Source organism: Citrobacter freundii complex sp. 2025EL-00176 (genome assembly GCF_053309355.1).
Map to the genome: position 1 here is coordinate 166,451 of NZ_JBRYHT010000010.1, position 25,955 is coordinate 192,405.

Genomic DNA, 25,955 nt, shown 5'->3' on the forward strand with positions numbered 1-25,955 from the left:
GGAGTTATCTGGATACCTAGTATATGGGGACGTAAATCACACTTTCAAGTGTTCGATTTTTAGCCAAACCAGTGATGGAACATTAATTTAATGTAATCAATGATTTTCCCAAAGAAGTTGCCTTCCGGGATTTCCTGCAGCACGACCAGCGGGCGCTGCTCGATGGTTTTGCCATCAAGCTGGAAGTTGATGGTACCGACAACCTGGTTTTTCTGCAGCGGCGCGTGCAGTTCAGTGGTGTTCAGTACATAACTTGCTTTCAGATCTTTCATACGGCCGCGCGGAATGGTCAGGTAGACATCCTTATCGACACCTAACGATGCGCGATCGGTGTTACCAAACCAGGCGGGTTCTGAGGCAAATTCTTTACCCACTTTCAATGGGTTCACGGTTTCGAAGAAACGGAAGCCCCAGGTCAGCAGTTTTTTGCTTTCGGTTTCGCGACCTTTATAAGTACGGCCACCCATTACGGCGGAGATCAGACGCATCTGGCCTTCGGTTGCGGATGCAACGAGGTTATAGCCAGCCTTATCGGTGTGACCGGTTTTGATACCGTCGACATTCAGGCTGTTATCCCACAGCAGACCGTTACGGTTTAACTGACGAATGCCGTTAAAGGTGAACTCTTTTTCTTTATAGATAGAGTACTCATTAGGCACATCGCGAATCAGCGCCTGGCCAATCATCGCCATATCACGGGCTGAACTGTACTGACCGTCAGCATCAAGACCATGAACGGTCTGGAAGTGGGTGTTTTTCAGACCTAGCGCGTTCACATAGCTGTTCATCAGGCCGACGAAAGCATCCTGGCTACCGGCAGCGAAGTCAGCCATCGCCACACATGCGTCGTTCCCGGACTGCAGGTTAATCCCACGGATCAACTGAGAAACAGGAACCTGCATACCTGGCTTGAGGAACATCAGCGATGAACCTTTAAAGACCGGGTTACCCGTAGCCCATGCGTCATTGCCGACGGTGACCAGATCGGTTTCTTTGAACTTCCCGGCTTTCATCGCCTGGCCGATGACGTAGCTGGTCATCATTTTGGTCAGGCTGGCGGGGTCGCGGCGAGTGTCAGCATTCTGTTCTGCCAGAACTTTACCTGAGTTGTAATCAATCAGGATATACGACTCCGCATCGATCTGCGGAACGCCGGGGATCATGGTTTTAATATTCAGGTCATCGGCATGGGCAGCAGAGAGAGTAGCTGCGCAGAGAGCCGCGGTGAGCGCCATACGCTGCACGAAACGAGCGGAAAAAGTGGTCTTCATGGTCTGAACTACGACGTCCGTGATGAAATTAAAAAAAGTGCCCTACTATAGCAAAAGCATAACGGGCAGGCATCTGACTTTCCGCGTGACTTTGTTAATGTCATTTACGGAAATTGACAATTCAGATGCCCGGTTTACGTTATTACATGCCGGTGATGAAGGACTGTAATTGCGCCTCGGATTGAAGACGCTGCTGTAATGAGGTGGCTTCCGTTTTGCTGGCGAATGGCCCCATCTGAATACGCCATACCGCGCCGTTTTGCACTACCCGTCCAGGGACGCCAAACTGCTGACTTAAGCGCTTTTGATACTGCTGCGCACGGGTTTGATCGCTAACGGCACCGACCTGAACGACATAGCGTCCGTTGGTCGCAGCGGCTGGCGCGGCAACGGTGGCTGGCGCGGTTACCGGGGCAGTTGATGCTGCGGGCGCGGCGGTTACAGGCTGTGGCGCAGGCGTGGGTTCACTGCCCTCAAGTACACCGGCAGCAAGCGTTGTCGGCGCGCCGAGGAAACCACTGCTGTTGACCGGCGCACCGCTGGCATCTTCGCTTTTCAGCGTGGAATTGCTGATAGGGCGGATGTCGTTTTGCGGCTGGCCCGCATCCGGTGCGGAAGACATAGTGCCACCACCGCTTAAATCAGGGCGAGCGGGCAGGGCATAGGTTTGTTTCGCCACGGTCGTACAGGCCATACCCGGTCCGGATAATGAACCATCCTGAGCGACGATGATCGGGTCGATACGCACTTTGGTGTTGTTAGACGTGTTCAGTCGATCGGCAGCGGCACGTGAAAGTGAAATTACGCGATCGTTGCCATAAGGGCCGCGATCGTTGATGCGCACGACGATCATCCTGCCGTTTGCCAGGTTGGTGATCCTGGCATAGCTTGGGACCGGCAGCGTCGGATGCGCAGCGGTCAACTGCATTGGGTCGAACGCTTCACCCGACGCGGTTAAATTGCTTCCAGGCTCCGCATCATAAATAGCGGCAAGCCCGGCCTGGCTAAAGCGGGAGGGATCCTGGACTATTTTGTAGCTCTTACCATCACGCTGGTAGTCCTGATTCGCCGTTGGGTTCAGGGGTTCAAAGCGCGGATCGGCCCCGCTGATTTCAACAATCGGACCATTACACACCGCAGGCTGCGGTGCGACAGCAACCTGTTGCTGACCATCATCATTCGAACACGCCGCGAGCATTCCTGCTGCGATGCAGATACCAAGCCACTGCTTACGCATTGCGTACCCCTTACACGCTTTTCGACAACATTTTTCTATGGGTGTGGATCGACATAACAATCCCGAACCCGGCCATCAGCACGATCAGTGCCGAGCCTCCGTAACTGACCAGTGGGAGTGGAACCCCAACCACAGGGAGAATACCGCTCACCATACCAATATTTACGAAGACATAAACGAATAATATCAACATTAAACCACCCGCCATGACGCGACCGAAGGTGGTTTGTGCGCGAGCCGCGATCCACAACCCGCGCATAATCAGCAAAATGTACAGCGTCAGCAAAATCAAGATCCCCACCAGACCCAGCTCTTCCGCTAAGACGGCGAAGATAAAGTCAGTGTGGCGTTCGGGTAAAAACTCAAGCTGCGACTGCGTACCGTGCAGCCAGCCCTTACCGCGTAATCCGCCGGAACCAATAGCAATTTTAGACTGAATAATGTGATAGCCCGCGCCCAGCGGATCGGTTTCCGGGTCGAGTAACATCATGACGCGCTGACGCTGATAGTCATGCATCAGGAAGAACCACAGTATCGGAATAAACGCGGCGACCAAAACCACAGCGACACCGATTAAGCGCCAGCTCAAACCGGAAAGGAACAGGACAAACAGACCAGAAAGGGCAACCAGAATTGAGGTGCCGAGGTCAGGCTGAGCAGCAACCAGCAGCGTGGGCATAAAAATCAGCACCAGCGCAATCGCGGTATTTTTTAGCGATGGCGGGCAGACGTCGCGGTTGATGAAGCGCGCGACCATCAGCGGCACGGCAATCTTGGCGATTTCAGAAGGCTGAAAGCGCACGATACCTAAATCCAGCCAGCGCTGGGCACCTTTAGAAATAGCGCCGAAGGCGTCAACCGCCACCAACAGAATGATACAGAAGATATAGAGATAGGGCGCCCAGCCTTCGTAAACTCTGGGGGGGATTTGTGCCATCACTACCATGATGACCAGACCCATCGCGATCTGGCCGACCTTACGCTCCATCATGCCAATATCCTGGCCGCTGGCGCTCCAGATGACCAGCGAGCTGTAGACCAGCAGAGCCAGCAAAATAAGCAACATGGTGGGATCGATGTGGATTTTGTCCCAAAATGTTTTTTTGTTCGGATTATCCGTCACGATTATTGGTCCTCAGCTGCTGCAACCGCTGGGTTTTCCGCAGGCAGATTGGTGTTGTTGTCGCCCAACATAATATGGTCAAGGATCTGGCGCATAATCGTACCCACTGCCGGACCCGCGCCGCCGTTTTCAAGGATCATGGCGACAGCGACCTGGGGTTTATCGTAAGGTGCGAAGGCCGTCATTAACTTGTGGTCACGTAAACGTTCGGCGATCTTATGCGCGTTATAGGTTTCATTGGCTTTCAGGCCAAAGACCTGTGCGGTACCGGATTTCGCCGCAATTTTGTAAGGCGCGCCAGCGAAATATTTATGTGCAGTCCCGTTAGGGCGGTTAGCGACACCGTACATACCGTCTTTGGCGATTTCCCAGTAACCGGAATGAATATCGCCCACGGGCGGTTCGTGCGGCTGAACCCATGGCACCTGCTTGCCATTTTCTGCCGTACTCATCAGCAGATGCGGGACTTTTACCAAACCGTCGTTGATAAGGATCATCAGCGCTTTGCTCATCTGGATAGGGGTTGCCGTCCAGTAACCCTGACCGATGCCGACCGGAATGGTATCACCCTGGTACCATGGCTTTTTAAACCGTTTTTGCTTCCATTCACGGGTTGGCATGTTTCCGGAACGCTCTTCGGCAAGATCGATGCCCGTATATTGGCCGTAGCCAAACTTGCTCATCCACTCGGAAAGCCGGTCTATCCCCATATCATAGGCGATTTGATAGAAAAACGTATCCGCAGACTCTTCCAGAGAGCGGGTGATGTTCAGGTGCCCATGCCCCCATTTTTTCCAGTCGCGGTAACGCTTCTCAGAGCCTGGTAACTGCCACCAGCCTGGATCGAACAGACCAGTATTACGGGTGATGACGCCTGCGCTTAATGCAGAAACCGCCACGTAAGGCTTAACCGTCGACGCCGGAGGATAAACGCCTTGCGTGGCGCGGTTAACCAAGGGGGTATTCGGATCATTGAGCAACCCGGAGTAATCTTTACTGGAGATGCCATCCACAAACAGGTTCGGGTCGTAGCTTGGCATGGAAACCAGCGCCAGAACGCCACCGGTACGCGGGTCAGTGACCACCACGGCGGCGCGGCTACCCGCCAGCAGCGTTTCAATATACTGCTGGAGCTTCAAATCCAGCGTGAGGTAAATATCATGCCCGGCCTGCGGCGCGACCTCTTTCAACTGACGAATGACACGACCGCGGTTGTTGACTTCAACTTCTTCATAGCCGGTCTGCCCATGCAGTACGTCTTCATAATAGCGTTCAATACCGAGCTTACCGATATCGTGCGTCGCCGCGTAGTTAGCCAGTTTGCCGTCTTTGTCCAGGCGGTCCACGTCTTTATCGTTGATCTTCGACACGTAGCCAATCACATGGGTCAGCGCAGAACCATAAGGGTAGTAGCGGCGTTTATAGCCTTTAACTTCAACGCCAGGAAAGCGATATTGATTAACGGCAAACCGTGCGACCTGAACTTCCGTCAGGTTGGTTTTTACCGGAATAGAAGTGAAGCGATGTGAACGGGCGCGCTCTTTTTTAAACGCGGCAATATCGTCGTCCGTCAGATCTACGACGTTGCGCAGCGCGTCGAGCGTATCCTGAATGTTGTCTACCTTCTCCGGCATCATTTCAATCTGATAAATGGTGCGGTTAAGGGCAAGCGGAATTCCGTTGCGGTCATAAATAATGCCGCGACTGGGAGGAATAGGTACCAGTTTAATACGGTTTTCGTTCGAACGGGTCTGATAATCAGTAAAGCGAACGATTTGCAGATTATACAGGTTGGCGATCAGCACGCCGGTCAGCAGCAAAATCCCCAAAAAAGCGACCAGCGCCCGGCGCACAAACAGCGCGGACTCAGCCGAATAGTCGCGAAAAGAATTCTGTAGTTTCATCCGCTGCTTAATCTACTCAAGAATCAATAATCACTCACGGTGATAAGGATGGTTGGTGGTAATGCTCCACGCCCTGTACAGACTCTCCGCGACCAGAACCCGAACAAGAGGGTGGGGAAGGGTTAATGCAGAGAGTGACCAGCTTTGTTCCGCCGCGGCTTTACAGGCGGGAGAAAGACCTTCCGGCCCGCCGATCAGCAGACTGACGTCGCGACCGTCCAGTTTCCAGCGCTCCAGTTCGGTCGCCAGTTGCGGCGTGTCCCAGGGTTTGCCCGGAATATCAAGGGTGACGATGCGGTTTTTGCCTGCGGCGGCCAGCATCTGCTCACCCTCTTTGTCGAGAATGCGTTTAATGTCCGCGTTCTTGCCGCGTTTTCCTGCCGGGATTTCGATCAGCTCAAAGGGCATATCTTTCGGAAACCGACGCAGATATTCGGTAAATCCGGTTTGTACCCAGTCAGGCATTTTCGTACCCACAGCGACAAGTTGCAGCTTCACGCATTAACTCCAGAGTTTTTCCAGTTCATACAGGCGACGGCTTTCTTCCTGCATCACGTGGACAATCACATCGCCGAGGTCAACGACGATCCAGTCAGCGACGTTCTCGCCTTCCACACCGAGCGGCAGCAGGCCGGCAGTGCGGGACTCCTGAACAACGTGATCTGCGATGGACATAACGTGACGGCTGGACGTACCGGTGCAGATAATCATGCAATCAGTGATGCTGGATTTGCCCTGAACGTCTAAGGCGATGATGTCTTGACCTTTCAGGTCATCAATTTTGTCGATTACAAAATCCTGGAGTGCTTTACCCTGCAAGTGTTCCCCCTGGGTGAAAAGAGTTAAAAACGTCTGTTAGTATACCTGAACCAGAGGCGATATCGGGACAAATGTCTCCGAAAGCGCTTTTGAAGTGCGCTATCATCCCACCCCACGCCACAGAATGCATCGCCATTTTTGTAAAACAATTTCTGCAAAGCTCTGAAGGGCGGGAAAAGTCAGGTTGCGGAGGATAACAGCCTGTCAGGGGGTGTCAATGGGAGAGAGGCCCTTCCGCAGAAAAAACAGCGCATTCACTCCCCGTCCTGCCATACGGCCCGGCTGTTAAGCACTTTCAGAACCGCAAAATCGTCACATAAATCTATTGCGCTCCAGCAGCCTTGTTCGACGCGGAAATGCCACATTGCCGCAGCAGGCATGGACAGCAGGCGGGCGATTAACACGCTCAGCACGCCCTGATGACTCACCACCAGCAGGTTTTGACACGCTTTGTAATCGGCAAGTTGGGCAATGAAGCGTTCAACCCGCTGAGAAAATGCCTGAAATCCTTCGCCATTTGTTGGCGTTGCATTCTGCCAGTCGTTACACCATAAGGCGTAATTTTCAGCGTCTTCACGCGCTAAATCGCGATGGTGGCGCATTTCCCAGTCACCAAAAAACATCTCATTCAGCTCAGGCATAATACGCACTGGGAGGTCGCGCTCGCCTAAGATCAACCGGGTTGTATGGCGGGCGCGTTCGAGTTCGCTGCAAAGCACGTTGTCGACAGGAAGATTACGTAACAGCTTGCCCACTGTTTGCGCCTGTGCGATCCCCCGCTCCGTTAGCGCAGTGGGGGCGTGGCCGCTGTATAATCCGGCGACATTGGCGTCGGTTTCGCCATGCCGTACTAACCAGAGTCTCATGTTTTCCTCGTGAAGCTATTCGCACAAAATATGATGTTTGCCCTGATTGCGCAGAGTTTTTTCACTAAAATACCCTTTTTTACGTGGAGCGGCACGATGTCTTTATTGAAGAGCGCGCATGGTGGTAATACCCGAGAAGCCGCCGAATTGTTGGGTATCTCGCCTGAACAATTGCTGGATTTTAGCGCGAATATTAACCCGCTGGGTATGCCGGCAAGTTTAAAACGCGCGATTATCGACAATCTGGACTGCGCGGAGCGTTACCCGGATGTCGATTACGCTCGGCTGCATACAGCGTTGGCGGATCATCATCAGATTCCGGCCTCGTGGATCCTGGCCGGAAACGGTGAGACCGAGTCTATTTTTACCCTGGTGCATGGCCTTAAGCCACGTCATGCGATGATCGTCACGCCCGGATTTGCGGAATATCGTCGGGCGTTGCAATGGGGGGACTGTACGATTCATGAATTTGCGCTGCGTGAAGAGGATGGCTGGCAGCTTACTGATGCGATTCTCGATGCCTTAACCTCAGAGCTGGACTGCCTGTTTCTCTGTACGCCCAACAATCCCACCGGGTTATTACCTGATAACCGCCTGCTGCACGAGATAGCCGCCCGTTGTGAGCGGCTTGGGATTGCGTTGATCCTTGATGAAGCATTTATTGATTTTATTGCCGGTGAACCGGGATTTATCCCGCTGCTGCACGGGAATCCACATATTTGGGTGCTGCGCTCACTGACGAAATTCTATGCGATACCGGGATTGCGTCTGGGGTATCTGGTCAACAGTAACGAACACGCCGTTGCACAGATGCGTAGCCAACAAATGCCGTGGTCAATTAATGCGTTTGCTGCCCTTGCTGGCGAGATTATTTTACGCGATAGCGCCTATCAGCAGGCGACGTGGAAATGGCTGGAGCAAGAGGGCGCGCGGTTTGATCAACAGTTGCAAGCACTGTCCGGCCTGACGGTGTATCCCGGCCGGGCAAATTATCGTTTATTACGCTGCGATCGGGCGGATGTTGATCTGCAACGCGCCATGCTCGAACAACATGTTTTGATCCGCAGTTGCGCCAACTATCCGGGGCTGGATACGCGCTATTATCGGGTAGCCGTTCGGAGCATGGAAGAGAATAACCGACTGCTGGCGGCATTACGTAAGGCGCTTAGCGATACAGCCCTTGTTGATTGATATAGTCAAGCACAGCGCCTGGCAGTAAGTCGTCGCACGGCTCGCCTTTCTCCAGGCGCTCGCGGATCAGCGTGGCGGAGATATTAAACCACGGTGTTTCGGCCAGGTAAATTTTCCCGCAGGGCAGGTTGTGCAGGTCTTCCGGCGAATGGGTCAGATGATCCTCCAGCCACTGCTGATGCTTTTCCTGCGCCATTTCGAGGGGATAGCCTGGGCGTCGGCACACAATGAGATGCGTGTTACCCAGAATCGTGTGGTAGTCATGCCAGGACGGAAAAGTAAGCAGCGAGTCCTGACCAATAATAAACGCTAACGGTACCTCCGGACCTTGCTCTTCGCGCCACTCTTGTAGCGTTTGCGCGGTGTAGGAGGCGGTATCGCGTTTGAGTTCGCGTTCATCCAGAGAAAACAGCGGCTTATCGGCAATGGCCAGTTCAACCATGCGCTTACGTTGTTCGCCGGATGCTTCGGGTTGCGCGCGATGTGGCGGCACGTTATTGGGCATGATGATGACCCGGGAAAGGCCAATCAGATTCGCCAGAATTTCAACCGGTTTAAGATGACCATAATGCACCGGATCAAAGGTGCCGCCGAACAGAGCCTGCAATGATTTCATATCAACCATCAATAAAAACATCGGCCAGCGATTTATGGCAGAGCAAAAGGGAAAGTCCCTCAAGTTCCGCCCACACTGACTGACCATAGTCTTGTTTAAGCGTAATTTCCGTACGTGTTAACAGCGTCACCGCCTGACGCAGCTGTGCCGGATGTAGCCGGTTAAGCGCATCACCCATCATGCCACGGCGATTTTGCCACACACGATGTTTATCAAACAACGTGCGTAAGGGCGTATGGGCCGACTGCCGTTTCAAGTTGACCAGCAGCAGCAATTCGCGCTGTATCGTACGCAGTAAAATAACCGGCTCGCTGCCTTCAAGGCGTAACTGTTGCAGGATGTGCAGCGCGCGCTTGCTTTTGCCCATCAGCAGCGCATCCACCCAGTGGAAGGGGGTAAAGTGCGCGGCATCGTTAACGGCTTTTTCCACGCGAGGCAGCGTGAGTTTGCCATCAGGCCAAAGCAACGCTAACCGTTCAAGTGCTTGCGCCAGTGCTAACAGGTTACCTTCATAGCAATAGCACAATAGCTGATTGGCTGCGTCATCCAGTTGCAGGTTGTTAAGTTTCGCTCTCGCGGCAACCCAGCGTGGAAGCTGTGCTTGTTCCGGTGTCTGGCAGCTAACCTGAACCGCGTTATTCGCCAGCCCGGTATACCATGCGCCGTTTTCCTGCGCCTTAGTCAGTTTGTTGCCGCGAACAATCAGCAGCAGATCGTCATGAAGAAAAGTGACGAGCGATGTGAGTTGTTCGTTAATGGCGGCATTAGGGCCATTTTCAGGCAACTGCAAAAGCAGCGTTTGACGACTGGCAAACAAGCTCATCGCCTGGCAGAGTGAAAATATTTCTCCCCAGTCGGTGCTGGTGTCCAGAGTAAAAGCGTGGTGTTCTTCGAATCCTTGCGTTGCGGCAGCCAGACGGATGGCATCCTGGCTTTCCTGCAATAAGAGGGGATCGTTGCCCAGTAGTAAATACGCCGCGCGCAGCCCTTCATTGAGCTGTGCGCGGAGTTGTTCAGGGTACAGCTTGAGCATCAGTTACCCAGCGTGGTGGAAACACGCGCCGGAGATGACGCTGGCGCTGCGGCTGGCGTCGCTGCTTGCTCAGCATCGGCACTGGATGACCGAGTATCGGCCAGATGAACGCTTGGCAGCTTACGAATCAACTGTTCCGCCGCTTTGTCGTACATCTCTTTGATGATCATGTCCTGCTCGTTATCCTTCGCCAGTGCAGCCTGAGAGTTATCAAAGAACGAACGATAAACTTTGGCGCTGATGGGGTAGATATCGTGTCCTGGAATCAGCACGGTAGCTCTTACGGACATTATCATCTGGTATTCAGCCGTTTGACCGTTCTGGAATACCGACGCCGTATCCTTTGAGAGACTCACTCCTCCCAGCCGTAAGGACGTCACATCTTTACGCATTGAACCATCTTCAAGCAGCGTAACGCCGTTCAGACGCAGTTGATTACGCACCGCGCGGCTTAACGGGCCATTCGGATCGCTAGAGTTCAGGATCATGGTTTGCATTGAGGGTGGAACCTGCGTAGTACTACGCAGGTGCCAACCACACCCGGCGGTGACCAGCACCGCCAGAGATAACAACAATGTTGTCAGAAGTCGCACGCTTCCTCCCGCGCTTAGCCAACGACCAGATTGAGGAGTTTACCCGGTACATAAATCACTTTACGTACGGTAACGCCATCAAGATATTTTGCTACCAGATGCTCCTGGCCAGCACGTTCACGAACCTGTTCTTCGGTGGCGTTTACCGGAACGGTGATTTTGCCACGTACTTTACCGTTAACCTGAACGACAACCAGCGTTGAGTCTTCAACCATAGCGCTTTCGTCAGCTACCGGCCACGGTGCGTTATCGATATCGCCTTCGCCTTTCAGCGCCTGCCACAGGGTGAAGCAAACGTGTGGGGTGAACGGGTTAAGCATACGCACAACGGCCAGCAACGCTTCCTGCATCAGGGCGCGGTCCTGCTCGTCTTCCTGCGGCGCTTTCGCCAGCTTGTTCATCAGCTCCATAATCGCCGCAATTGCGGTGTTGAAGGTCTGACGACGACCGATATCATCGGTGACTTTAGCGATAGTTTTGTGCACGTCGCGGCGCAGCGCTTTTTGATCTTCGCTCAGAGCATCAACGTTCAGGGCAGCAACATCACCTTTGGAAGTATGTTCGTAAACCAGTTTCCAGACACGTTTCAGGAAGCGGTTAGCTCCTTCAACGCCGGATTCCTGCCATTCCAGGGTCATGTCAGCCGGAGAGGCGAACATCATAAACAGACGCACGGTGTCCGCACCGTAACGTTCAACCATCACCTGCGGGTCGATGCCGTTGTTTTTGGACTTGGACATCTTGCTCATGCCGGTATACACCAGTTCATGACCTTCGGCGTCCTTCGCCTTCACGATACGACCTTTTTCGTCGCGTTCAACGATGGCATCAACCGGAGAAACCCAGTTACGCTCGCCGTTGGCGCCCACGTAGTAGAACGCATCGGCCAGTACCATCCCCTGACACAGCAGCTGTTTAGCCGGTTCGTCAGAGTTTACCATGCCCGCGTCGCGCATCAGCTTATGGAAGAAGCGGAAATAGAGCAGGTGCATGATGGCGTGTTCGATACCGCCAATGTAGATATCAACTGGCAGCCAGTAGTTAGCGGCTTCTGGATCCAACATGCCTTCGTTGTACTGCGGGCAGGTATAACGCGCGTAGTACCAGGAGGATTCCATAAAGGTATCGAAGGTGTCGGTTTCACGCAGCGCAGGCATGCCGTTAATGGTGGTTTTCGCCCACTCAGGATCGGCTTTGATCGGGCTGGTGATGCCGTCCATGACCACGTCTTCCGGCAGAATAACCGGCAGTTGATCTTCAGGCGTTGGCAGCACAGTACCGTCTTCCAGCGTCACCATCGGAATCGGCGCGCCCCAGTAACGCTGACGGGAAACGCCCCAGTCGCGCAGACGGTAGTTAACTTTACGCTCACCCACGCCTTTTGCGACCAGCTTGTCAGCAATGGCGTTGAAGGCTGCTTCGAAGTCGAGGCCGTCAAACTCACCGGAGTTAAACAGCACGCCTTTTTCGGTCAGTGCTTGTTCCGACAGATCCGGCTCTGCGCCTTCGGCGGTCAGAATGACTGGCTTGATGGTCAGGCCATATTTGGTGGCAAATTCGTAGTCGCGCTGATCGTGGCCCGGAACGGCCATCACTGCGCCAGTGCCGTATTCCATCAGGACAAAGTTTGCCGCCCAAACCGGGATCTCTTCGCCAGTCAGCGGATGAACCGCTTTAAAGCCAGTGTCGACGCCTTTCTTCTCCATGGTCGCCATTTCGGCTTCAGCAACCTTGGTGTTACGGCATTCGTCAATGAACGCGGCCAGTTCAGGGTTGTTCGCGGCAGCTTTCTGCGCCAGCGGATGACCTGCGGCAACGGCCAGGTAGGTCGCCCCCATAAAGGTGTCCGGGCGGGTGGTATAGACGGTCAGCGTGTTGTCGTAACCGTTCACGTCGAAGGTGATTTCCACACCTTCAGAACGGCCGATCCAGTTGCGCTGCATAGTCTTAACGGTATCTGGCCAGTGATCCAGGTTATCCAGATCGCGCAGCAGTTCGTCAGCGTAAGCGGTGATTTTAATGAACCACTGGGGGATCTCTTTACGCTCAACTTTGGTATCGCAACGCCAGCAGCAGCCGTCGATAACCTGCTCGTTGGCGAGAACGGTCTGATCGTTCGGGCACCAGTTGACCGCAGAGGTTTTCTTATACACCAGGCCTTTTTTGTACAGCTCGGTGAAGAACTTCTGTTCCCAACGGTAGTATTCCGGAGTGCAGGTCGCCAGCTCACGGCTCCAGTCATAACCAAAGCCCAGCATTTTGAGCTGGTTTTTCATGTAGGCGATGTTGTCGTACGTCCACGGTGCCGGAGCGGTGTTGTTTTTAACCGCAGCACCTTCCGCAGGCAGACCGAACGCATCCCAGCCAATGGGCTGCAGTACGTTTTTGCCCAGCATACGCTGGTAGCGGGCGATCACGTCACCGATGGTGTAGTTACGTACGTGGCCCATGTGTAGTCGACCAGAAGGATAGGGAAGCATAGACAGGCAGTAATACTTCTCTTTGCTCTCGTCTTCGGTAACTTCAAATGTGCGCTTCTCATCCCAGTGAAGCTGTACTTTGGATTCTATCTCTTCCGGGCGGTATTGCTCTTGCATGGCAGCCAGTGGTCCTGTTTTCAATACAGCTACAAACGTAGCTCTAGATGTGGTGTTTCAGATCCGCATAGCATAGCCCAAACGCCCGCGCCAAAACAGCCTTTCGCGCATTCAGCGTTGAATTCCCGCAAGGATAATTCTTGCACGAATTTACACACTCTGTGGACAGTCTTGCAAAGCGTAGCGTAAATAACGTCTATTATTATAGACAGTTAACGACCCAGGAGGTGAAGTGATGAACAAGGTTGCTCAATATTACCGTGAACTGGTGGCTTCACTGAGCGAACGCCTGCGTAACGGCGAACGCGATATTGATGCGCTGGTGGAGCAGGCGCGTCAGCGAGTTATGCAGACCGGGGAGTTAACGCGAACCGAGGTGGAAGAGGTCATTCGGGCCGTCAGACGCGACTTAGAAGAGTTTGCGTTGAGTTATGAAGAGAGTCTCGATGAGGAGACGGACAGCGTCTTTATGCGGGTTATCAAAGAGAGTATCTGGCAAGAACTGGCCGATATTACCGATAAAACGCAGCTCGAATGGCGCGAAGTCTTTCAGGATCTTAGCCATCATGGGGTTTATCACAGCGGCGAGGTGGTCGGCCTGGGCAATCTGGTCTGTGAGAAGTGCCACTTTCATTTAGCGGTATACACCCCGGACGTGCTGCCGCTGTGTCCGAAATGCGGTCATGACCAGTTTCAGCGTAGACCGTTTGAGCCGTAATGATTAGACGTGTCAAACGTCATTTGTAGGCCGGATGGCGGCGCAAGCGCCTTATCCGGCCTACAGTTTTACGCGTAAAACCTTAAACGTTCTGCCAGCAGATCGACAAACCCCTGGCGATCCACGTCCACCATCACGGTTGCATTTGGCTTATTGCCGCTCAGGAAGTAGTAATCCACTACCGTCATCCCCTGGGTGTATTTGCCCTGGGTTTCCACGCCAACCCAGCGCTCAACGGTGGTAAATAGCTCAGGTTTTAGCAGCCAGGCAATGGTGCATGGGTCGTGCAGCGGCGCGCCGATGAATCCCCATTTTTCGTCTTTATGATATTCAAAGAAGAAGTCGAGTAGTTCAGCCACGATCGTCGAAATTGGATTGCCGATGTCGCGGAAACGCTCGATATCGACGGCGTGAATCTGCGCTTTATGGGTAACGTCCAGCCCGGCCATCACCACCGGAATGCCCGACTGGAAGACGATTTCCGCCGCTTCCGGGTCGACGTAAATGTTGAACTCGGCGGCAGGCGTCCAGTTCCCGAGACCCATCGCACCACCCATGATCACAATGCGGGTGATTTTGGCATGCAGTTCCGGGTGGCTATTCAGCAACAGCGCCACGTTGGTTTGTGGGCCAGTAGAGACAATGGTGACCGGTTCCTGGCTTTCGCGCAGCACGTTAGCCATCAGCTCAACGGCGGTGCAGTTTTGCGGAGCGAACGATGGCTCCGGCAGCGCTGGGCCATCAAGGCCACTTTCTCCGTGAACGTTATCGGCAATAATCAGATCGCGCATCAACGGTTTCACTGCTCCGCCGGCTACGGGGATATCCGTACGGTTGAGTAACGTTAACATGCGTAATACGTTACGTAGCGTTTTGTCGGGGGTCTGGTTGCCGGCAGAAGAGGTGATTGCTTTAACATCCAGTTCAGGTGAGGCGAGGGCGAGAACAATTGCGATAGCGTCGTCATGACCCGGATCGCAATCAAACAGAATAGGAAGTGCCATTGTTGCTCCTTGTAAGTGGGACTTTGTGACAAGGTTAACGCTGGGCTGTACCTGTTTCGATAAGTGAAGAGATAAAGCGTGAAGTGGCGCGCACATAGCGGTGCGCGCCAGCAATATTAGTGCAGGATTTTGGCGAGGAAGTCTTTGGCGCGGTCCGACTTCGGATTGGCGAAGAACTCTTCTTTCGGTGAGTCTTCAACAATTTTCCCTTCATCCATGAAGATTACCCGGTTCGCTACTTTCCGCGCAAAGCCCATTTCGTGGGTCACCACCATCATGGTCATCCCTTCGTTGGCCAGTTCAACCATAACGTCCAGCACTTCGTTGATCATTTCAGGATCAAGCGCCGATGTTGGTTCGTCAAACAGCATGGCGATAGGATCCATGCACAGCGCCCGGGCGATGGCGACACGCTGTTGCTGGCCCCCGGAGAGCTGAGCCGGAAACTTCTCGGCATGCGCAGACAGACCGACACGTTCCAGTAACTTTTGCGCTTTGTCGCGGGCTGGTTTTTTGTCGCGTTTAAGCACTTTTACCTGCGCCAGCGTCAGGTTTTCAATAATCGACAGATGCGGGAACAGTTCAAAGTGCTGGAACACCATACCCACACGGGAGCGCAGTTTGGCCAGATCGGTTTTTTTGTCGTTCACCACGGTGCCATCAACCGTGATGACGCCCTGTTGTACCGGCTCCAGACCGTTCACTGTTTTGATCAGCGTGGATTTACCGGAACCTGAAGGACCGCAAACCACGACCACTTCGCCTTTTTTCACTTCCGTGGAGCAGTCGGTCAGCACCTGAAAGTGACCATACCATTTAGAAACATTTTTCAGGGTAATCATTAAACTGTCCTTTTCTTCAAATAGCTGACCAACAACGATGCGCTCAGACTGAATACAAAATAAACGGCGCCAGCAAACAGGATCATTTCAACCTGCGTGCCGTCACGCTCGCCAATGGTGGAGGCGGTACGGAAGAAGTCTGCCAGACTTAATACATAGACCAGCGAGGTATCCTGGAAGAGTACGATGCCCTGGGTAAGCAGCAGCGGCACCATCGCGCGGAAGGCCTGCGGCAGAATAATGAGCTTCATCGACTGCCAGTGGGTCATCCCCAGTGCCAGCGCAGCGCTGGACTGCCCGCGAGAAATACTCTGGATCCCTGCCCGGATAATCTCAGAGTAGTACGCGGCTTCAAACATCGAAAACGCGACCATCGCCGAGATCAGGCGAATATCGGTTTTTGGCGACAGACCCAATACGTTTTGCAGGAAGCCGGGCACAATCAGGTAGAACCACAGCAGTACCATCACCAGTGGAATGGAACGGAATACGTTGACGTAGCCTTTCGCAAACCAGGCAATCGGGGCGAAGCTGGACAGGCGCATGACCGCCAGAATAGTTCCCCATACGATACCAATGACGACTGCCGTGACGGTGATTTTCAGCGTGATGATCAGCCCATCCAGCAGATACGGCAGGGAAGGGACAATAGAACTCCAGTCAAATTCGTACATTATTTGCCTCCCATATTGCCCGGCAGGCGGATCTTGCGTTCGACGAGATTCATCACCAGCATAATGACAGCGTTAATCAGCACGTAGGCCAGGGTAATGGCCGTAAACGATTCCCAGGCATGAGCGGAGTAATCCAGTAGTTTTCCTGCCTGCGCAGCCATATCGACCAGACCGATGGTAGAAGCGATCGCGGAGTTCTTCACCAGGTTCATCATCTCTGAGGTCATTGGCGGAACAATTACGCGGTAAGCGTTTGGCAGCAGAACATAACGATAAGCCTGCGGCAACGTCAGCCCCATCGCCAGTGCAGCGTTTTTCTGCCCACGAGGCAGAGATTGAATAGCAGCGCGAACCTGCTCGCAGACGCGCGCAGCGGTAAACAGCCCCAGACACAGCATGGATGAAAGGAAGAACTGAATATTGGGATCCAGTTCCGACTTAAACCACATACCTATGTTTTCCGGCAACAGTTCAGGAATGACCAGATACCAGGTAAAAAATTGGACAATGAGCGGAACGTTACGAAACAGCTCAACGTACAGCGTGCCGATCCCGGCAAGGAAACGGTTGGGAACAGTACGTAAAATGCCGAATAAAGAACCGATGAGGAAAGCGATAATCCAGGCCGTAATGGATAACGCGACCGTGACCTGGAAACCACTCCAGAGCCAGCCGAGATAGGTGGTGTTGCCGAACGGGGCTTGTTGTAAAAAAATGCCCCAGTTCCAGTCTATAGACATAAATCTACTCCAGAAAAAAAAAGGTAGCAGCGCTACCCTCGAAGATTGTTATTCAGCGTTTTGCGGTTTTCAGGCCTGATGGGGAACGACCATCAGGCTTATAGTCTGTCCGTGCCGAGTAGCAATCGAGAGGGAGGGGAAGCCTCCCATTTATTTTAGTTAGTTAAGCGCTTTATCATTCGGTTCTTTGAACAGGGCTTTCATCTCGTCTGACAGTTCAAAATTCATGTTCAGGTTCTTCGGTGGAATTGGGTTTTTAAACCACTTATCAAACCATTTCTCTGCTTCGCCTGAGGTCTGCGCCTTGGCGATAGTGTCGTCCATTAGCTTTTTGAACTCAGGGTCATCTTTGCGCAGCATGCAGCCGTAGGCTTCCTGAGACTGCGGCTTACCGACGATCTCCCAGTTGTCTGGTTTCTTCGCCTTCGCGCGTTCGCCAGCCAGCAGGGCGTCATCCATCATAAAGGCAACGGCGCGGCCGCTTTCCAGAGTACGGAAAGAGTCACCGTGGTCTTTCGCGCTGATGATGCGCATATCCATTTTTTGTTCTTCGTTCAGCTTGTGCAGCAGCACTTCTGAAGTGGTACCCGAAGTCACGACCACAGCTTTGCCTTTCAGGTCAGCGAAATCTTTAACGTCGCCGCCTTTTTTCGCCAGCAGACGGGTGCCGACGACGAAAATAGTGTCAGAGAATGCCGCTTGTTTTTGACGCTCGACGTTGTTGGTGGTGGAACCACATTCAAAGTCGAAGGTACCGTTTTGCAGCAGCGGGATACGGTTCTGGGAGGTAATCGGGATCAGTTTTACCTGCAGGTCAGGCTTGTTGAGTTTTTTCTTCACGGCTTCAACGATGGCGTTGGAGTAATCCTGTGAATAACCGACCACTTTTTGCTGATTATCGTAGTAAGAAAAAGGTACCGATGATTCACGGTGGCCGACAACGATAACGCCATTTTTGGCGATCTTGTCCAGCGTGCTGCCTGCCGCTGGTGCTGCGTCTTCTGCGTGCGCCAGACCGGCGGACATTCCCATGACCAGCATGGCAGTGGCGAGCTTACGTAATTGCATATCCAACTCCTTTATCGTCTGCGCCAGGGACGCATTGATACCCATTGTGATGTTGTTATTGTTTGCTACTTAAACGTGCAGTCTTGTATATGTTTGTTAACATTTAGTTTGGATGAATGTAAAGAATTTGCTGTGTTATTGTTTATTTTTGCGAAGTGCGCCGCACCATTTGGGGGCAAAAATATGTTGTTGCACTTTTCAGGTGCTACCAAAGCTCAACTTTGGTGCGACCAGGTTGCACATTCAGCCAAAACAACGTTTGTCTTGTATAACAAAGCAATAGACGTGCCAGAATGGTTATTTGGAGGAGGGGGAGGCCTGATAAACGTAGCGCCATCAGGCTCAATGCGGCACAACTGCCGGATGGCGGCGTACCGCCTTATCCGGCCTGTGAATTTAACGGCGACGCTGGCGCAGGCTCATTACCAGCGCGCCAAAGCCCAACAGTGCGGTAAGCAGCCATAGCGGCCAGTTACCGGTACGGGCATACGGGGTTAAGCCCGTGGTTGGCGTCACGCTGGTGGTCAGAACCTGGCGGGTAAACTGCGGGATCATCGCCTGAATCTCACCCTGTGGACCAATTACCGCCGTAATACCGTTGTTGGTGCTACGCAGTAGCGGGCGCGCCAGTTCCAGGGAACGCATACGCGCCATCTGGAAGTGCTGCCACGGGCCGATAGACTTACCAAACCACGCATCGTTAGAGATGGTGAGCAGATAGTCCGTATCCGGGCGGAAGTTATCACGCACCTGTTCACCAAGAATGATTTCGTAGCAGATAGCTGCGGTCAGCTTAAAGCCGTGTGCATGCAACTGTGGCTGCACATACGGCCCGCGGCTGAACGACGACATCGGCAGGTCAAAGAACGGCGCTAACGGGCGCAGGATCGATTCCAGCGGGACAAACTCGCCAAACGGTACCAGATGGTTTTTGTTGTAGCGGTTACTGGAGTCGTAGCTGTACGGACTGTCTTTACCCAACGTGATGATGGTGTTGTAGGTATCGTAACGGTTCTGCTTATTCAGCCGCGCGTCTACGATACCGGTAATCAACGTGCTGTTTTTCGATTTCAGCAGGTCATCCATCATGCTCAAAAAACGCTGCTGGTTAATTTCCAGGTCCGGGATAGCGGACTCCGGCCAGATGATCAGCTGTGATTTGCCCATTACAGGCTGAGTGGCGTCGAGATAAATTTTCAGCGTGTTAAGTAGCTGACCCTCATCCCATTTGAGTGACTGTGGAATGTCACCCTGGACCATCGAAACCTGAGTCGTTTTTTCCGGCTCAAGCGTATACCACTGGATATAGCGCAGCGGGAAGGGCAGAGCGAAAAGCACCACGCCAGCAATCAGCGGTTTCCAGTTACGCGTCACCAGCGCCAGCGCCAGCAGGCCGCTGACCATCATCAGCAGGAAGTTAATCGCCTCAACGCCCATTACCGGCGCCAGCCCTTTTAGCGGGCCGTCAATCTGGCTGTAGCCGAACTGCAGCCACGGAAAGCCGGTCAGGACCCAGCCGCGCAGGAACTCGGTTATCTGCCAGACAACCGGCGCGGCAATGGCGACGCGTAGCCAGGTTGTTTTTGGCCACAGGCGTGACAACACGCCAGCAAACAGACTGGTATAGAGTGAAAGGTAGGCGGCAAGCAGAACCACAAGGAAAACGTTAACCGGACCTGGCATACCGCCAAACTGCGCGATGCTGACGTAGACCCAGTTAATGCCGGAGCCAAACAACCCCAGGCCCCAGAAGTAGCCGATAGCGGCTGACTGAAGCGGGCGGCGGTTGAGTGTGAGAGCCTGCAGGCCCATCAGCGACACGATCGCCGCATGCCAGATGTCATACGGAGAGAAAGCCAGCGTCCCGCAGGCACCGAATAATAACGCCAGCAGCAGGCGAATGCGCTGGCGTTCAATTAGTGAGGCAAATGCCATGTAGTCTTAGATCCAGTTTCGGGTTTATTCGTCCAGTTTGGGCTGGGGTGAGTCGTCCGGAATTCTGACATGAACCTGAATAATACGACGGCTGTCGGCCATTGCCACTTTGAACTGGTAACCATCAATGTCGATAGTCTCCCCACGAGCGGGAAGGTGACCAAAGGCCTGCATGACCAAACCGCCAATGGTATCGACTTCTTCGTCGCTAAAGTGGGTGCCAAAGGCTTCGTTGAAGTCCTCAATTGGCGCCAGCGCGCGAATGGTCCAGGTGTGGCGACTGAGCTGACGGAAATCAATATCGTCTTCTTCGTCGTACTCATCTTCGATTTCACCAACGATCAGTTCAAGGATGTCCTCAATGGTCACCAGACCAGAGACACCACCGAACTCGTCGATGACGATAGCCATATGATAACGCTGGGAGCGGAACTCTTTCAGCATGCGGTCAACCCGCTTGCTTTCCGGTACGACAACCGCCTGGCGTAACACTTTCTCCATGCTGAAGGCTTCGGCATCGCTGCGCATAAACGGCAGCAGATCTTTGGCCATCAGAATCCCTTCAATGTGATCTTTGTCTTCGCTGATCACCGGGAAACGCGAGTGGGCTGACTCGATAATGACATCGAGGCATTCATCCAGGGTCTGGTTGCGTTTCAGGGTAATCATTTGAGAGCGGGGGATCATGATGTCGCGAACGCGCTGGTCCGCAATGTCCATCACCCCTTCGAGCATATCACGCGTATCTTCATCGATAAGGTCGTTCTGCCCGGAATCACGGATCAGCTCCAACAGTTCGTCGCGGTTTTTGGGTTCACCGTGGAAAAGTTGGCTCAGTAACAGGGAAAAAAATCCCTTTTTGCTGGTTAACGTGTCACTACTGTGTGAATTGTCGTCGCTCATGGCGTCGTATGGGTTCTCATGTTAGTTAATAGGTCGCTCAATGCGCGTAAACTCAGCGCATGGCTTCATGGGAAGCCCGGGCAGATGCCCGACGGCTTATTCCTTCTCGGCAATGTACGGATCCTCATAGCCCAGAGCAAGCATAATCTCTGTTTCGAGGGATTCCATTTCTTCCGCTTCATCATCTTCGATATGGTCGTAGCCGAGTAAATGCAGGCTACCGTGCACCACCATGTGCGCCCAGTGGGCCTCAAGCGGCTTACCTTGCTCCTGTGCTTCTTTCTCAACCACCTGACGGCAGATGATCAGATCGCCCAGCAGCGGCATCTCAATGCCCGGAGGGGCTTCAAACGGGAAAGAGAGCACGTTGGTTGATTTATCTTTCCCGCGATAGGTCAGGTTCAGCTCGTGGCTTTCCGCGTCATCGACCAGGCGAATCGTCACTTCAGACTCTTCCTGAAACTGCGGGATTACCGCATCCAGCCAGCCCTGAAACTGACTTTCTGTGGGTAAACCGGATTCGTCTTCACATGCCAGCTGTAAATCGAGAATAACCTGACTCATTTTTGCTCCTGCTCCTGAGCTTCGCGCTTGCGTTCCGCTGCCAGCTCGGCTTTACGTTTCTGTTCTGCTTCTTCCCAGGCTTCATACGCCGTGACGATACGGGCGACTACCGGGTGGCGAACCACATCTTCGCTATGGAAGAAATTAAAACTAATCTCGTCGACTTCGGCCAGCACCTCAATGGCATGACGCAGACCGGACTTGGTGCTACGCGGCAGGTCAATCTGAGTGATATCGCCGGTGATGACCGCTTTGGAGTTAAAGCCGATACGGGTCAGGAACATTTTCATCTGTTCGATGGTGGTGTTCTGGCTTTCATCAAGAATGATGAACGCATCGTTCAAGGTACGACCGCGCATATAGGCTAACGGCGCCACCTCAATGACGTTACGCTCGATCAGCTTTTCAACCTTCTCAAAACCGAGCATTTCGAACAGGGCGTCATACAGTGGTCGTAAATACGGATCGACTTTCTGACTCAGATCGCCTGGCAGGAAGCCCAGTTTTTCGCCCGCTTCCACCGCCGGGCGGGTCAGCAGAATTCGACGGATCTCCTGACGCTCAAGCGCATCGACCGCGGCGGCAACCGCGAGATACGTTTTACCCGTACCCGCAGGGCCAACGCCGAAGGTGATGTCGTGATCGAGGATATTGGCGATGTACTGCGCCTGGTTCGGCGTACGCGGTTTAATCACTCCGCGCTTGGTTTTGATATTCACCGCTTTGCCAAATTCCGGCACGCTGTCCGCGCTTTGCTCAAGCACACGCGCTTCTTTAATCGCCAGATGAATTTGCTCAGGTTCTATGTCCTGCGTCTGACCGCGCATTGGGGCGGTATCGACATACAGGCTGCGTAAAATATCCGCCGCAGCGGTGACGCAAATTGGGCGACCGGTCAGCTTAAAGTGGTTATCCCGACGGTTAATTTCGATGCCGAGGCGACGTTCCAGCTGTTTGATGTTGTCATCAAATGGACCGCAAAGGCTCAACAGACGGGCGTTGTCTGCGGGTTCAAGGGTAATTTCTCGAGTGTCTATGTTCAAACTGTTCCTCTTTAGCATGTCTCGCCGGACGCTGAACATTTACCGGCATCTAAGGAAATTATTCACGCCATAGGGAAAAGGCGCAAGCATTGCAATAAATATGGGGATTGCGGGAGGAAATACAAGGCCCGCCAGAGCTGACGGGCCAGAAGATTAAGGCTGGTAAATACCTACGCCCAGATCGTTTTCTTTGCGGGTACGCGCAATGACCGACTCAGGAGATTCTGCGATGCGCAGGCCCATTTCGTCTTCGGTGCGAACCACTTTACCGCGCAGGGAGTTCGTCCAGACATCGGTAATTTCAACATCCACAAACTTACCGACCATTTCCGGAGCGCCTTCAAAGTTCACCACGCGGTTGTTTTCGGTACGCCCTGACAGCTCCATGATGCTCTTACGCGATGTGCCTTCAACCAGAATGCGCTGGGTTGTGCCGACCATACGACGGCTCCAGGCCATGGCCTGCTGGTTAATACGCTCCTGCAGGATATACAGACGCTGTTTTTTCTCTTCTTCCGGTACGTCGTCAACCATATCGGCAGCCGGGGTGCCAGGACGCGCAGAGAAGATAAAGCTGTAGCTCATGTCAAAATTTACGTCAGCAATCAGCTTCATGGTCTGCTCGAAATCCTGTGTGGTTTCGCCAGGGAAGCCAACGATGAAATCCGAGCTAATCTGAATGTCCGGACGCGCTGCGCGCAGTTTACGGATGATCGCTTTGTATTCCAGCGCGGTATGGGTGCGTCCCATCAGATTCAGTACGCGATCTGAACCGCTCTGTACCGGCAGGTGCAGGAAGCTTACCAGCTCCGGCGTATCGCGATAAACTTCAACGATATCATCGGTGAATTCGATCGGATGGCTGGTGGTGAAGCGGATACGGTCAATGCCGTCGATCGCCGCCACCAGACGCAGCAGGTCTGCAAAAGATCCTGTCGTGCCGTCATAGTTCTCACCGCGCCAGGCGTTCACGTTTTGCCCCAGTAGGTTCACTTCACGCACGCCTTGCGCCGCAAGCTGGGCGATTTCAAACAGGATGTCATCCGCCGGACGGCTGACTTCCTCACCGCGGGTGTAGGGCACCACGCAGTAAGTACAATATTTATTACAGCCTTCCATGATGGAAACAAACGCGCTTGGACCTTCAGCACGCGGTTCCGGCAGGCGGTCAAACTTTTCGATCTCCGGGAAACTGATATCAACTACCGGGCTACGGCTAGTGCTTCCACGCACCTTGTTGATCATTTCCGGCAGGCGATGCAGAGTCTGCGGCCCAAAAATAATATCGACGTAGTGGGCGCGTTGGCGAATATGATCGCCTTCTTGTGACGCGACACAGCCACCGACACCGATGATGAGATTGGGGTTTTTCTCTTTTAACAGCTTCCAGCGGCCCAACTGATGGAAAACTTTTTCCTGAGCCTTCTCACGGATTGAGCAGGTATTCAGCAGCAGCACATCCGCTTCTTCCGCCACGTCGGTCAGTTGATACCCATGAGTGGCATCCAGCAGATCGGCCATCTTCGATGAATCGTATTCGTTCATCTGACAGCCCCAGGTTTTAATATGGAGTTTTTTGGTCATCGACTTGCTCTTGCGAAATTGTGGCTGAAATGCAGGGCGCATAGTGTACTGCTTTGGCGCGGTTGTGACCAGTATGACGGATGTCAGCCTCAAGGGGTAAAAAATCCTGTAAACTTACACAATACATGTAACAGGATGATTGACCACATGACAAATCAACCAACGGAAATTGCCATTGTCGGCGGGGGGATGGTCGGCGGCGCGCTGGCGCTTGGACTGGCGCAGCATGGATTTACGGTAACGGTCATTGAACATGCCGTTCCCGCGCCGTTTGTGGCTGATGGACAGCCCGATGTCAGAATCTCCGCCATTAGCTCCGCCTCGGTGTCGTTGCTGAAAGGGCTGGGGGTCTGGGATACGGTTCAGGGTATGCGCAGTCATCCATACCGCCGTCTGGAAACCTGGGAATGGGAAAATGCCCATGTCATGTTTGATGCCGCCGAGCTTAAGTTACCTTTGCTGGGCTATATGGTGGAAAACACGGTTCTGCAACAGGCGCTCTGGCAGGCGCTGGAAGCCCACCCCAAAGTCACGCTGCGCGTACCAACGTCATTGATCTCTCTGCATCAACATCACGATCGGCATGAGATTGAACTGGCTGGCGGTGAGAAAATCAGCGCGAAACTGGTGATCGGCGCGGATGGCGCAAATTCCCAAGTGCGGAAAATGGCCGGGATTGGTATTCATGCCTGGCAATATGCGCAGTCCTGTATGTTGATCACCGTACAATGCGAGAACGCACCCGGCGACAGCACCTGGCAACAATTTACACCTGACGGCCCACGCGCGTTTTTACCGCTGTTTGATAACTGGGCCTCGCTGGTGTGGTATGACTCACCGGCGCGTATCCGCCAGTTGCAAGGCCTGACTAGGTCGCAACTGCAGGCGGAGATCGCCAAACACTTCCCGTCACGACTCGGGAACGTTACGCCTGTGGCGGCGGGGGCATTTCCGCTTACGCGTCGTCACGCGCTGCAATATGTCCAGCCAGGCCTGGCGCTGGTGGGTGATGCCGCGCATACCATTCATCCGTTGGCGGGGCAGGGCGTTAATCTGGGCTTCCGTGATGTAGATGCGCTGATTGACGTGCTGGTTAATGCGCGCAGCTACGGTGAATCCTGGGCCAGTCAGCAGGTGCTGAAGCGTTATCAGAACCGTCGTATGACTGATAATTTCATAATGCAGAGCGGGATGGATCTGTTCTACGCCGGATTCAGTAACAACCTGCAGCCGCTGCGTATCATGCGTAATCTCGGTTTAATGGCCGCAGAGCGCGCAGGCGTACTGAAGCGTCAGGCATTGAAGTATGCGTTAGGATTGTAGCTCGAGTGGTGCCTGATGGCGCTACGCTTATCAGGCCTACGAGTCATGTAGGCCGGGTAAGGCTTGCCGTCATCCGGCGTTAGAAAAGCAAAAAGCTCGCCGAAGCGAGCTTTTTTAATATGGCTGGGGTACGAGGATTCGAACCTCGGAATGCTGGTATCAGAAACCAGAGCCTTACCGCTTGGCGATACCCCAACGGGCGCACCCACAAAGTGGACGACTTTTGAAATTGGCTGGGGTACGAGGATTCGAACCTCGGAATGCTGGTATCAGAAACCAGAGCCTTACCGCTTGGCGATACCCCAAC

General features: G+C 53.5%; 24 protein-coding genes and 2 tRNA genes. 3 read left to right on the forward strand and 23 right to left on the reverse strand.

Features of this window, described 5'->3' with window-relative positions; translation table 11 throughout:
- Nucleotides 1-59 precede the first annotated feature (59 nt).
- The 7 genes from dacA to ACVXHP_RS18450 form a co-directional block, all read right to left on the reverse strand.
- Nucleotides 60-1,271 carry a D-alanyl-D-alanine carboxypeptidase DacA gene (gene dacA, locus ACVXHP_RS18420; protein WP_038638745.1) on the reverse strand — a complete coding sequence of 404 codons (1,212 nt, stop codon included), beginning with the start codon at nt 1,269-1,271 and terminating at the stop codon, nt 60-62.
- A gap of 142 nt (nt 1,272-1,413) precedes the next feature.
- Nucleotides 1,414-2,508 (reverse strand): endolytic peptidoglycan transglycosylase RlpA, encoded by a 1,095-nt coding sequence (gene rlpA / locus ACVXHP_RS18425; protein ID WP_316130454.1) that lies wholly within the window; start codon nt 2,506-2,508, stop codon nt 1,414-1,416.
- A 10-nt stretch (nt 2,509-2,518) separates the two neighbouring features.
- Complete coding sequence (gene mrdB / locus ACVXHP_RS18430; RefSeq protein ID WP_006685529.1) at nt 2,519-3,631, reverse strand: peptidoglycan glycosyltransferase MrdB; 1,113 nt, start codon at nt 3,629-3,631, stop codon at nt 2,519-2,521.
- 2 nt (nt 3,632-3,633) lie between these two features.
- Entirely contained in the window at nt 3,634-5,535 is a 1,902-nt protein-coding gene (mrdA, locus tag ACVXHP_RS18435; protein ID WP_006685528.1) for a peptidoglycan DD-transpeptidase MrdA, read from the reverse strand.
- Between the two features lie 30 nt (nt 5,536-5,565).
- Nucleotides 5,566-6,033 (reverse strand): 23S rRNA (pseudouridine(1915)-N(3))-methyltransferase RlmH, encoded by a 468-nt coding sequence (rlmH, locus tag ACVXHP_RS18440; RefSeq protein ID WP_003022725.1) that lies wholly within the window; start codon nt 6,031-6,033, stop codon nt 5,566-5,568.
- A gap of 3 nt (nt 6,034-6,036) precedes the next feature.
- Nucleotides 6,037-6,354, reverse strand: a complete 318-nt coding sequence (gene rsfS, locus ACVXHP_RS18445; protein WP_003022728.1) for a ribosome silencing factor — start codon at nt 6,352-6,354, stop codon at nt 6,037-6,039.
- A gap of 254 nt (nt 6,355-6,608) precedes the next feature.
- On the reverse strand, nt 6,609-7,220 hold the full coding sequence (locus ACVXHP_RS18450; RefSeq protein ID WP_447571985.1) for an adenosylcobalamin/alpha-ribazole phosphatase: 612 nt from the start codon (nt 7,218-7,220) through the stop codon (nt 6,609-6,611).
- Nucleotides 7,221-7,316: 96 nt separating this feature from the next.
- On the opposite strand from ACVXHP_RS18450, the gene cobD reads away from it, so the two are divergent.
- Nucleotides 7,317-8,411: a threonine-phosphate decarboxylase CobD gene (gene cobD / locus ACVXHP_RS18455; RefSeq protein WP_447571986.1), complete on the forward strand. Its 1,095-nt coding sequence runs from the start codon at nt 7,317-7,319 to the stop codon at nt 8,409-8,411.
- Here the strand turns inward: cobD and nadD are convergent.
- The 4 genes from nadD to leuS are packed head-to-tail and all read right to left on the reverse strand — an operon-like array spanning nt 8,386 to nt 13,250.
- Nucleotides 8,386-9,027, reverse strand: a complete 642-nt coding sequence (gene nadD / locus ACVXHP_RS18460; protein ID WP_137360499.1) for a nicotinate-nucleotide adenylyltransferase — start codon at nt 9,025-9,027, stop codon at nt 8,386-8,388. The two genes, cobD and nadD, sit on opposite strands and share 26 nt — an antisense overlap.
- Before the next feature lies 1 nt (nt 9,028).
- A complete protein-coding gene (gene holA / locus ACVXHP_RS18465; RefSeq protein WP_447571987.1) occupies nt 9,029-10,060 on the reverse strand; it encodes a DNA polymerase III subunit delta in 1,032 nt (343 codons plus the stop codon).
- A complete protein-coding gene (lptE, locus tag ACVXHP_RS18470; RefSeq protein WP_447571988.1) occupies nt 10,060-10,653 on the reverse strand; it encodes an LPS assembly lipoprotein LptE in 594 nt (197 codons plus the stop codon). The genes holA and lptE overlap by 1 nt, the downstream gene beginning before the upstream one ends.
- Nucleotides 10,654-10,667: 14 nt before the next feature.
- Nucleotides 10,668-13,250: a leucine--tRNA ligase gene (leuS, locus tag ACVXHP_RS18475; protein ID WP_094301018.1), complete on the reverse strand. Its 2,583-nt coding sequence runs from the start codon at nt 13,248-13,250 to the stop codon at nt 10,668-10,670.
- A 235-nt stretch (nt 13,251-13,485) separates the two neighbouring features.
- Here leuS and ACVXHP_RS18480 point away from each other — a divergent pair, with 235 nt between their 5' ends.
- Nucleotides 13,486-13,968: a zinc ribbon-containing protein gene (locus tag ACVXHP_RS18480; RefSeq protein WP_137360502.1), complete on the forward strand. Its 483-nt coding sequence runs from the start codon at nt 13,486-13,488 to the stop codon at nt 13,966-13,968.
- A gap of 68 nt (nt 13,969-14,036) precedes the next feature.
- Here ACVXHP_RS18480 and rihA read toward each other — a convergent pair whose 3' ends face one another.
- From rihA to miaB, 10 genes are all read right to left on the reverse strand, one after another.
- Nucleotides 14,037-14,972, reverse strand: coding sequence for a pyrimidine-specific ribonucleoside hydrolase RihA (gene rihA, locus ACVXHP_RS18485; protein WP_447571989.1), 936 nt, complete (start codon nt 14,970-14,972; stop codon nt 14,037-14,039).
- A gap of 116 nt (nt 14,973-15,088) precedes the next feature.
- Nucleotides 15,089-15,814 (reverse strand): glutamate/aspartate ABC transporter ATP-binding protein GltL, encoded by a 726-nt coding sequence (gltL, locus tag ACVXHP_RS18490; protein ID WP_003022754.1) that lies wholly within the window; start codon nt 15,812-15,814, stop codon nt 15,089-15,091.
- The gene (gene gltK / locus ACVXHP_RS18495; protein ID WP_003022757.1) at nt 15,814-16,488 is read right to left on the reverse strand and encodes a glutamate/aspartate ABC transporter permease GltK; all 675 of its coding nucleotides are present in this window, start codon (nt 16,486-16,488) and stop codon (nt 15,814-15,816) included. The genes gltL and gltK overlap by 1 nt, the downstream gene beginning before the upstream one ends.
- Complete coding sequence (gltJ, locus tag ACVXHP_RS18500; RefSeq protein ID WP_038638776.1) at nt 16,488-17,228, reverse strand: glutamate/aspartate ABC transporter permease GltJ; 741 nt, start codon at nt 17,226-17,228, stop codon at nt 16,488-16,490. Before gltJ ends, gltK begins: the two co-directional genes overlap by 1 nt.
- 159 nt (nt 17,229-17,387) lie before the next feature.
- The gene (gene gltI, locus ACVXHP_RS18505) at nt 17,388-18,296 is read right to left on the reverse strand and encodes a glutamate/aspartate ABC transporter substrate-binding protein GltI (RefSeq protein WP_003022762.1); all 909 of its coding nucleotides are present in this window, start codon (nt 18,294-18,296) and stop codon (nt 17,388-17,390) included.
- Between the two features lie 396 nt (nt 18,297-18,692).
- Complete coding sequence (gene lnt / locus ACVXHP_RS18510) at nt 18,693-20,231, reverse strand: apolipoprotein N-acyltransferase (protein ID WP_447571990.1); 1,539 nt, start codon at nt 20,229-20,231, stop codon at nt 18,693-18,695.
- A gap of 24 nt (nt 20,232-20,255) precedes the next feature.
- Entirely contained in the window at nt 20,256-21,134 is an 879-nt protein-coding gene (corC, locus tag ACVXHP_RS18515; protein ID WP_038638785.1) for a CNNM family magnesium/cobalt transport protein CorC, read from the reverse strand.
- A 96-nt stretch (nt 21,135-21,230) separates the two neighbouring features.
- Nucleotides 21,231-21,698, reverse strand: coding sequence for an rRNA maturation RNase YbeY (gene ybeY / locus ACVXHP_RS18520; RefSeq protein WP_003835559.1), 468 nt, complete (start codon nt 21,696-21,698; stop codon nt 21,231-21,233).
- Nucleotides 21,695-22,741 carry a PhoH family protein gene (locus ACVXHP_RS18525; RefSeq protein ID WP_019076268.1) on the reverse strand — a complete coding sequence of 349 codons (1,047 nt, stop codon included), beginning with the start codon at nt 22,739-22,741 and terminating at the stop codon, nt 21,695-21,697. The genes ybeY and ACVXHP_RS18525 overlap by 4 nt, the downstream gene beginning before the upstream one ends.
- A gap of 153 nt (nt 22,742-22,894) precedes the next feature.
- Complete coding sequence (miaB, locus tag ACVXHP_RS18530) at nt 22,895-24,325, reverse strand: tRNA (N6-isopentenyl adenosine(37)-C2)-methylthiotransferase MiaB (protein WP_032939962.1); 1,431 nt, start codon at nt 24,323-24,325, stop codon at nt 22,895-22,897.
- Nucleotides 24,326-24,472: 147 nt separating this feature from the next.
- Between miaB and ubiF the strand changes: the two genes are divergently transcribed.
- Nucleotides 24,473-25,648 carry a 3-demethoxyubiquinol 3-hydroxylase gene (ubiF, locus tag ACVXHP_RS18535; RefSeq protein ID WP_447571991.1) on the forward strand — a complete coding sequence of 392 codons (1,176 nt, stop codon included), beginning with the start codon at nt 24,473-24,475 and terminating at the stop codon, nt 25,646-25,648.
- 120 nt (nt 25,649-25,768) lie between these two features.
- On the opposite strand, the gene ACVXHP_RS18540 is transcribed toward ubiF, so the two are convergent.
- A tRNA-Gln gene (locus ACVXHP_RS18540) sits at nt 25,769-25,843 on the reverse strand.
- A 35-nt stretch (nt 25,844-25,878) separates the two neighbouring features.
- Nucleotides 25,879-25,953: transfer RNA gene (locus ACVXHP_RS18545), tRNA-Gln, on the reverse strand.
- Nucleotides 25,954-25,955: the final 2 nt, after the last annotated feature.

Excerpts from the sequence above, each read along its gene's own strand:
- corC (WP_038638785.1), bottom strand. The coding sequence starts at position 21,134 with ATGAGCGACGACAATTCACACAGTAGTGACACGTTAACCAGCAAAAAG.
- gltI (WP_003022762.1), bottom strand. The coding sequence starts at position 18,296 with ATGCAATTACGTAAGCTCGCCACTGCCATGCTGGTCATGGGAATGTCC.
- gltJ (WP_038638776.1), bottom strand. The coding sequence starts at position 17,228 with ATGTCTATAGACTGGAACTGGGGCATTTTTTTACAACAAGCCCCGTTC.
- gltL (WP_003022754.1), bottom strand. The coding sequence starts at position 15,814 with ATGATTACCCTGAAAAATGTTTCTAAATGGTATGGTCACTTTCAGGTG.
- ACVXHP_RS18480 (WP_137360502.1), top strand. The coding sequence starts at position 13,486 with ATGAACAAGGTTGCTCAATATTACCGTGAACTGGTGGCTTCACTGAGC.
- nadD (WP_137360499.1), bottom strand. The coding sequence starts at position 9,027 with ATGAAATCATTGCAGGCTCTGTTCGGCGGCACCTTTGATCCGGTGCAT.
- ybeY (WP_003835559.1), bottom strand. The coding sequence starts at position 21,698 with ATGAGTCAGGTTATTCTCGATTTACAGCTGGCATGTGAAGACGAATCC.
- holA (WP_447571987.1), bottom strand. The coding sequence starts at position 10,060 with ATGCTCAAGCTGTACCCTGAACAACTCCGCGCACAGCTCAATGAAGGG.
- dacA (WP_038638745.1), bottom strand. The coding sequence starts at position 1,271 with ATGAAGACCACTTTTTCCGCTCGTTTCGTGCAGCGTATGGCGCTCACC.
- rlpA (WP_316130454.1), bottom strand. The coding sequence starts at position 2,508 with ATGCGTAAGCAGTGGCTTGGTATCTGCATCGCAGCAGGAATGCTCGCG.
- ACVXHP_RS18450 (WP_447571985.1), bottom strand. The coding sequence starts at position 7,220 with ATGAGACTCTGGTTAGTACGGCATGGCGAAACCGACGCCAATGTCGCC.
- lnt (WP_447571990.1), bottom strand. The coding sequence starts at position 20,231 with ATGGCATTTGCCTCACTAATTGAACGCCAGCGCATTCGCCTGCTGCTG.
- miaB (WP_032939962.1), bottom strand. The coding sequence starts at position 24,325 with ATGACCAAAAAACTCCATATTAAAACCTGGGGCTGTCAGATGAACGAA.
- rihA (WP_447571989.1), bottom strand. The coding sequence starts at position 14,972 with ATGGCACTTCCTATTCTGTTTGATTGCGATCCGGGTCATGACGACGCT.
- cobD (WP_447571986.1), top strand. The coding sequence starts at position 7,317 with ATGTCTTTATTGAAGAGCGCGCATGGTGGTAATACCCGAGAAGCCGCC.
- gltK (WP_003022757.1), bottom strand. The coding sequence starts at position 16,488 with ATGTACGAATTTGACTGGAGTTCTATTGTCCCTTCCCTGCCGTATCTG.
- mrdA (WP_006685528.1), bottom strand. The coding sequence starts at position 5,535 with ATGAAACTACAGAATTCTTTTCGCGACTATTCGGCTGAGTCCGCGCTG.
- leuS (WP_094301018.1), bottom strand. The coding sequence starts at position 13,250 with ATGCAAGAGCAATACCGCCCGGAAGAGATAGAATCCAAAGTACAGCTT.
- ubiF (WP_447571991.1), top strand. The coding sequence starts at position 24,473 with ATGACAAATCAACCAACGGAAATTGCCATTGTCGGCGGGGGGATGGTC.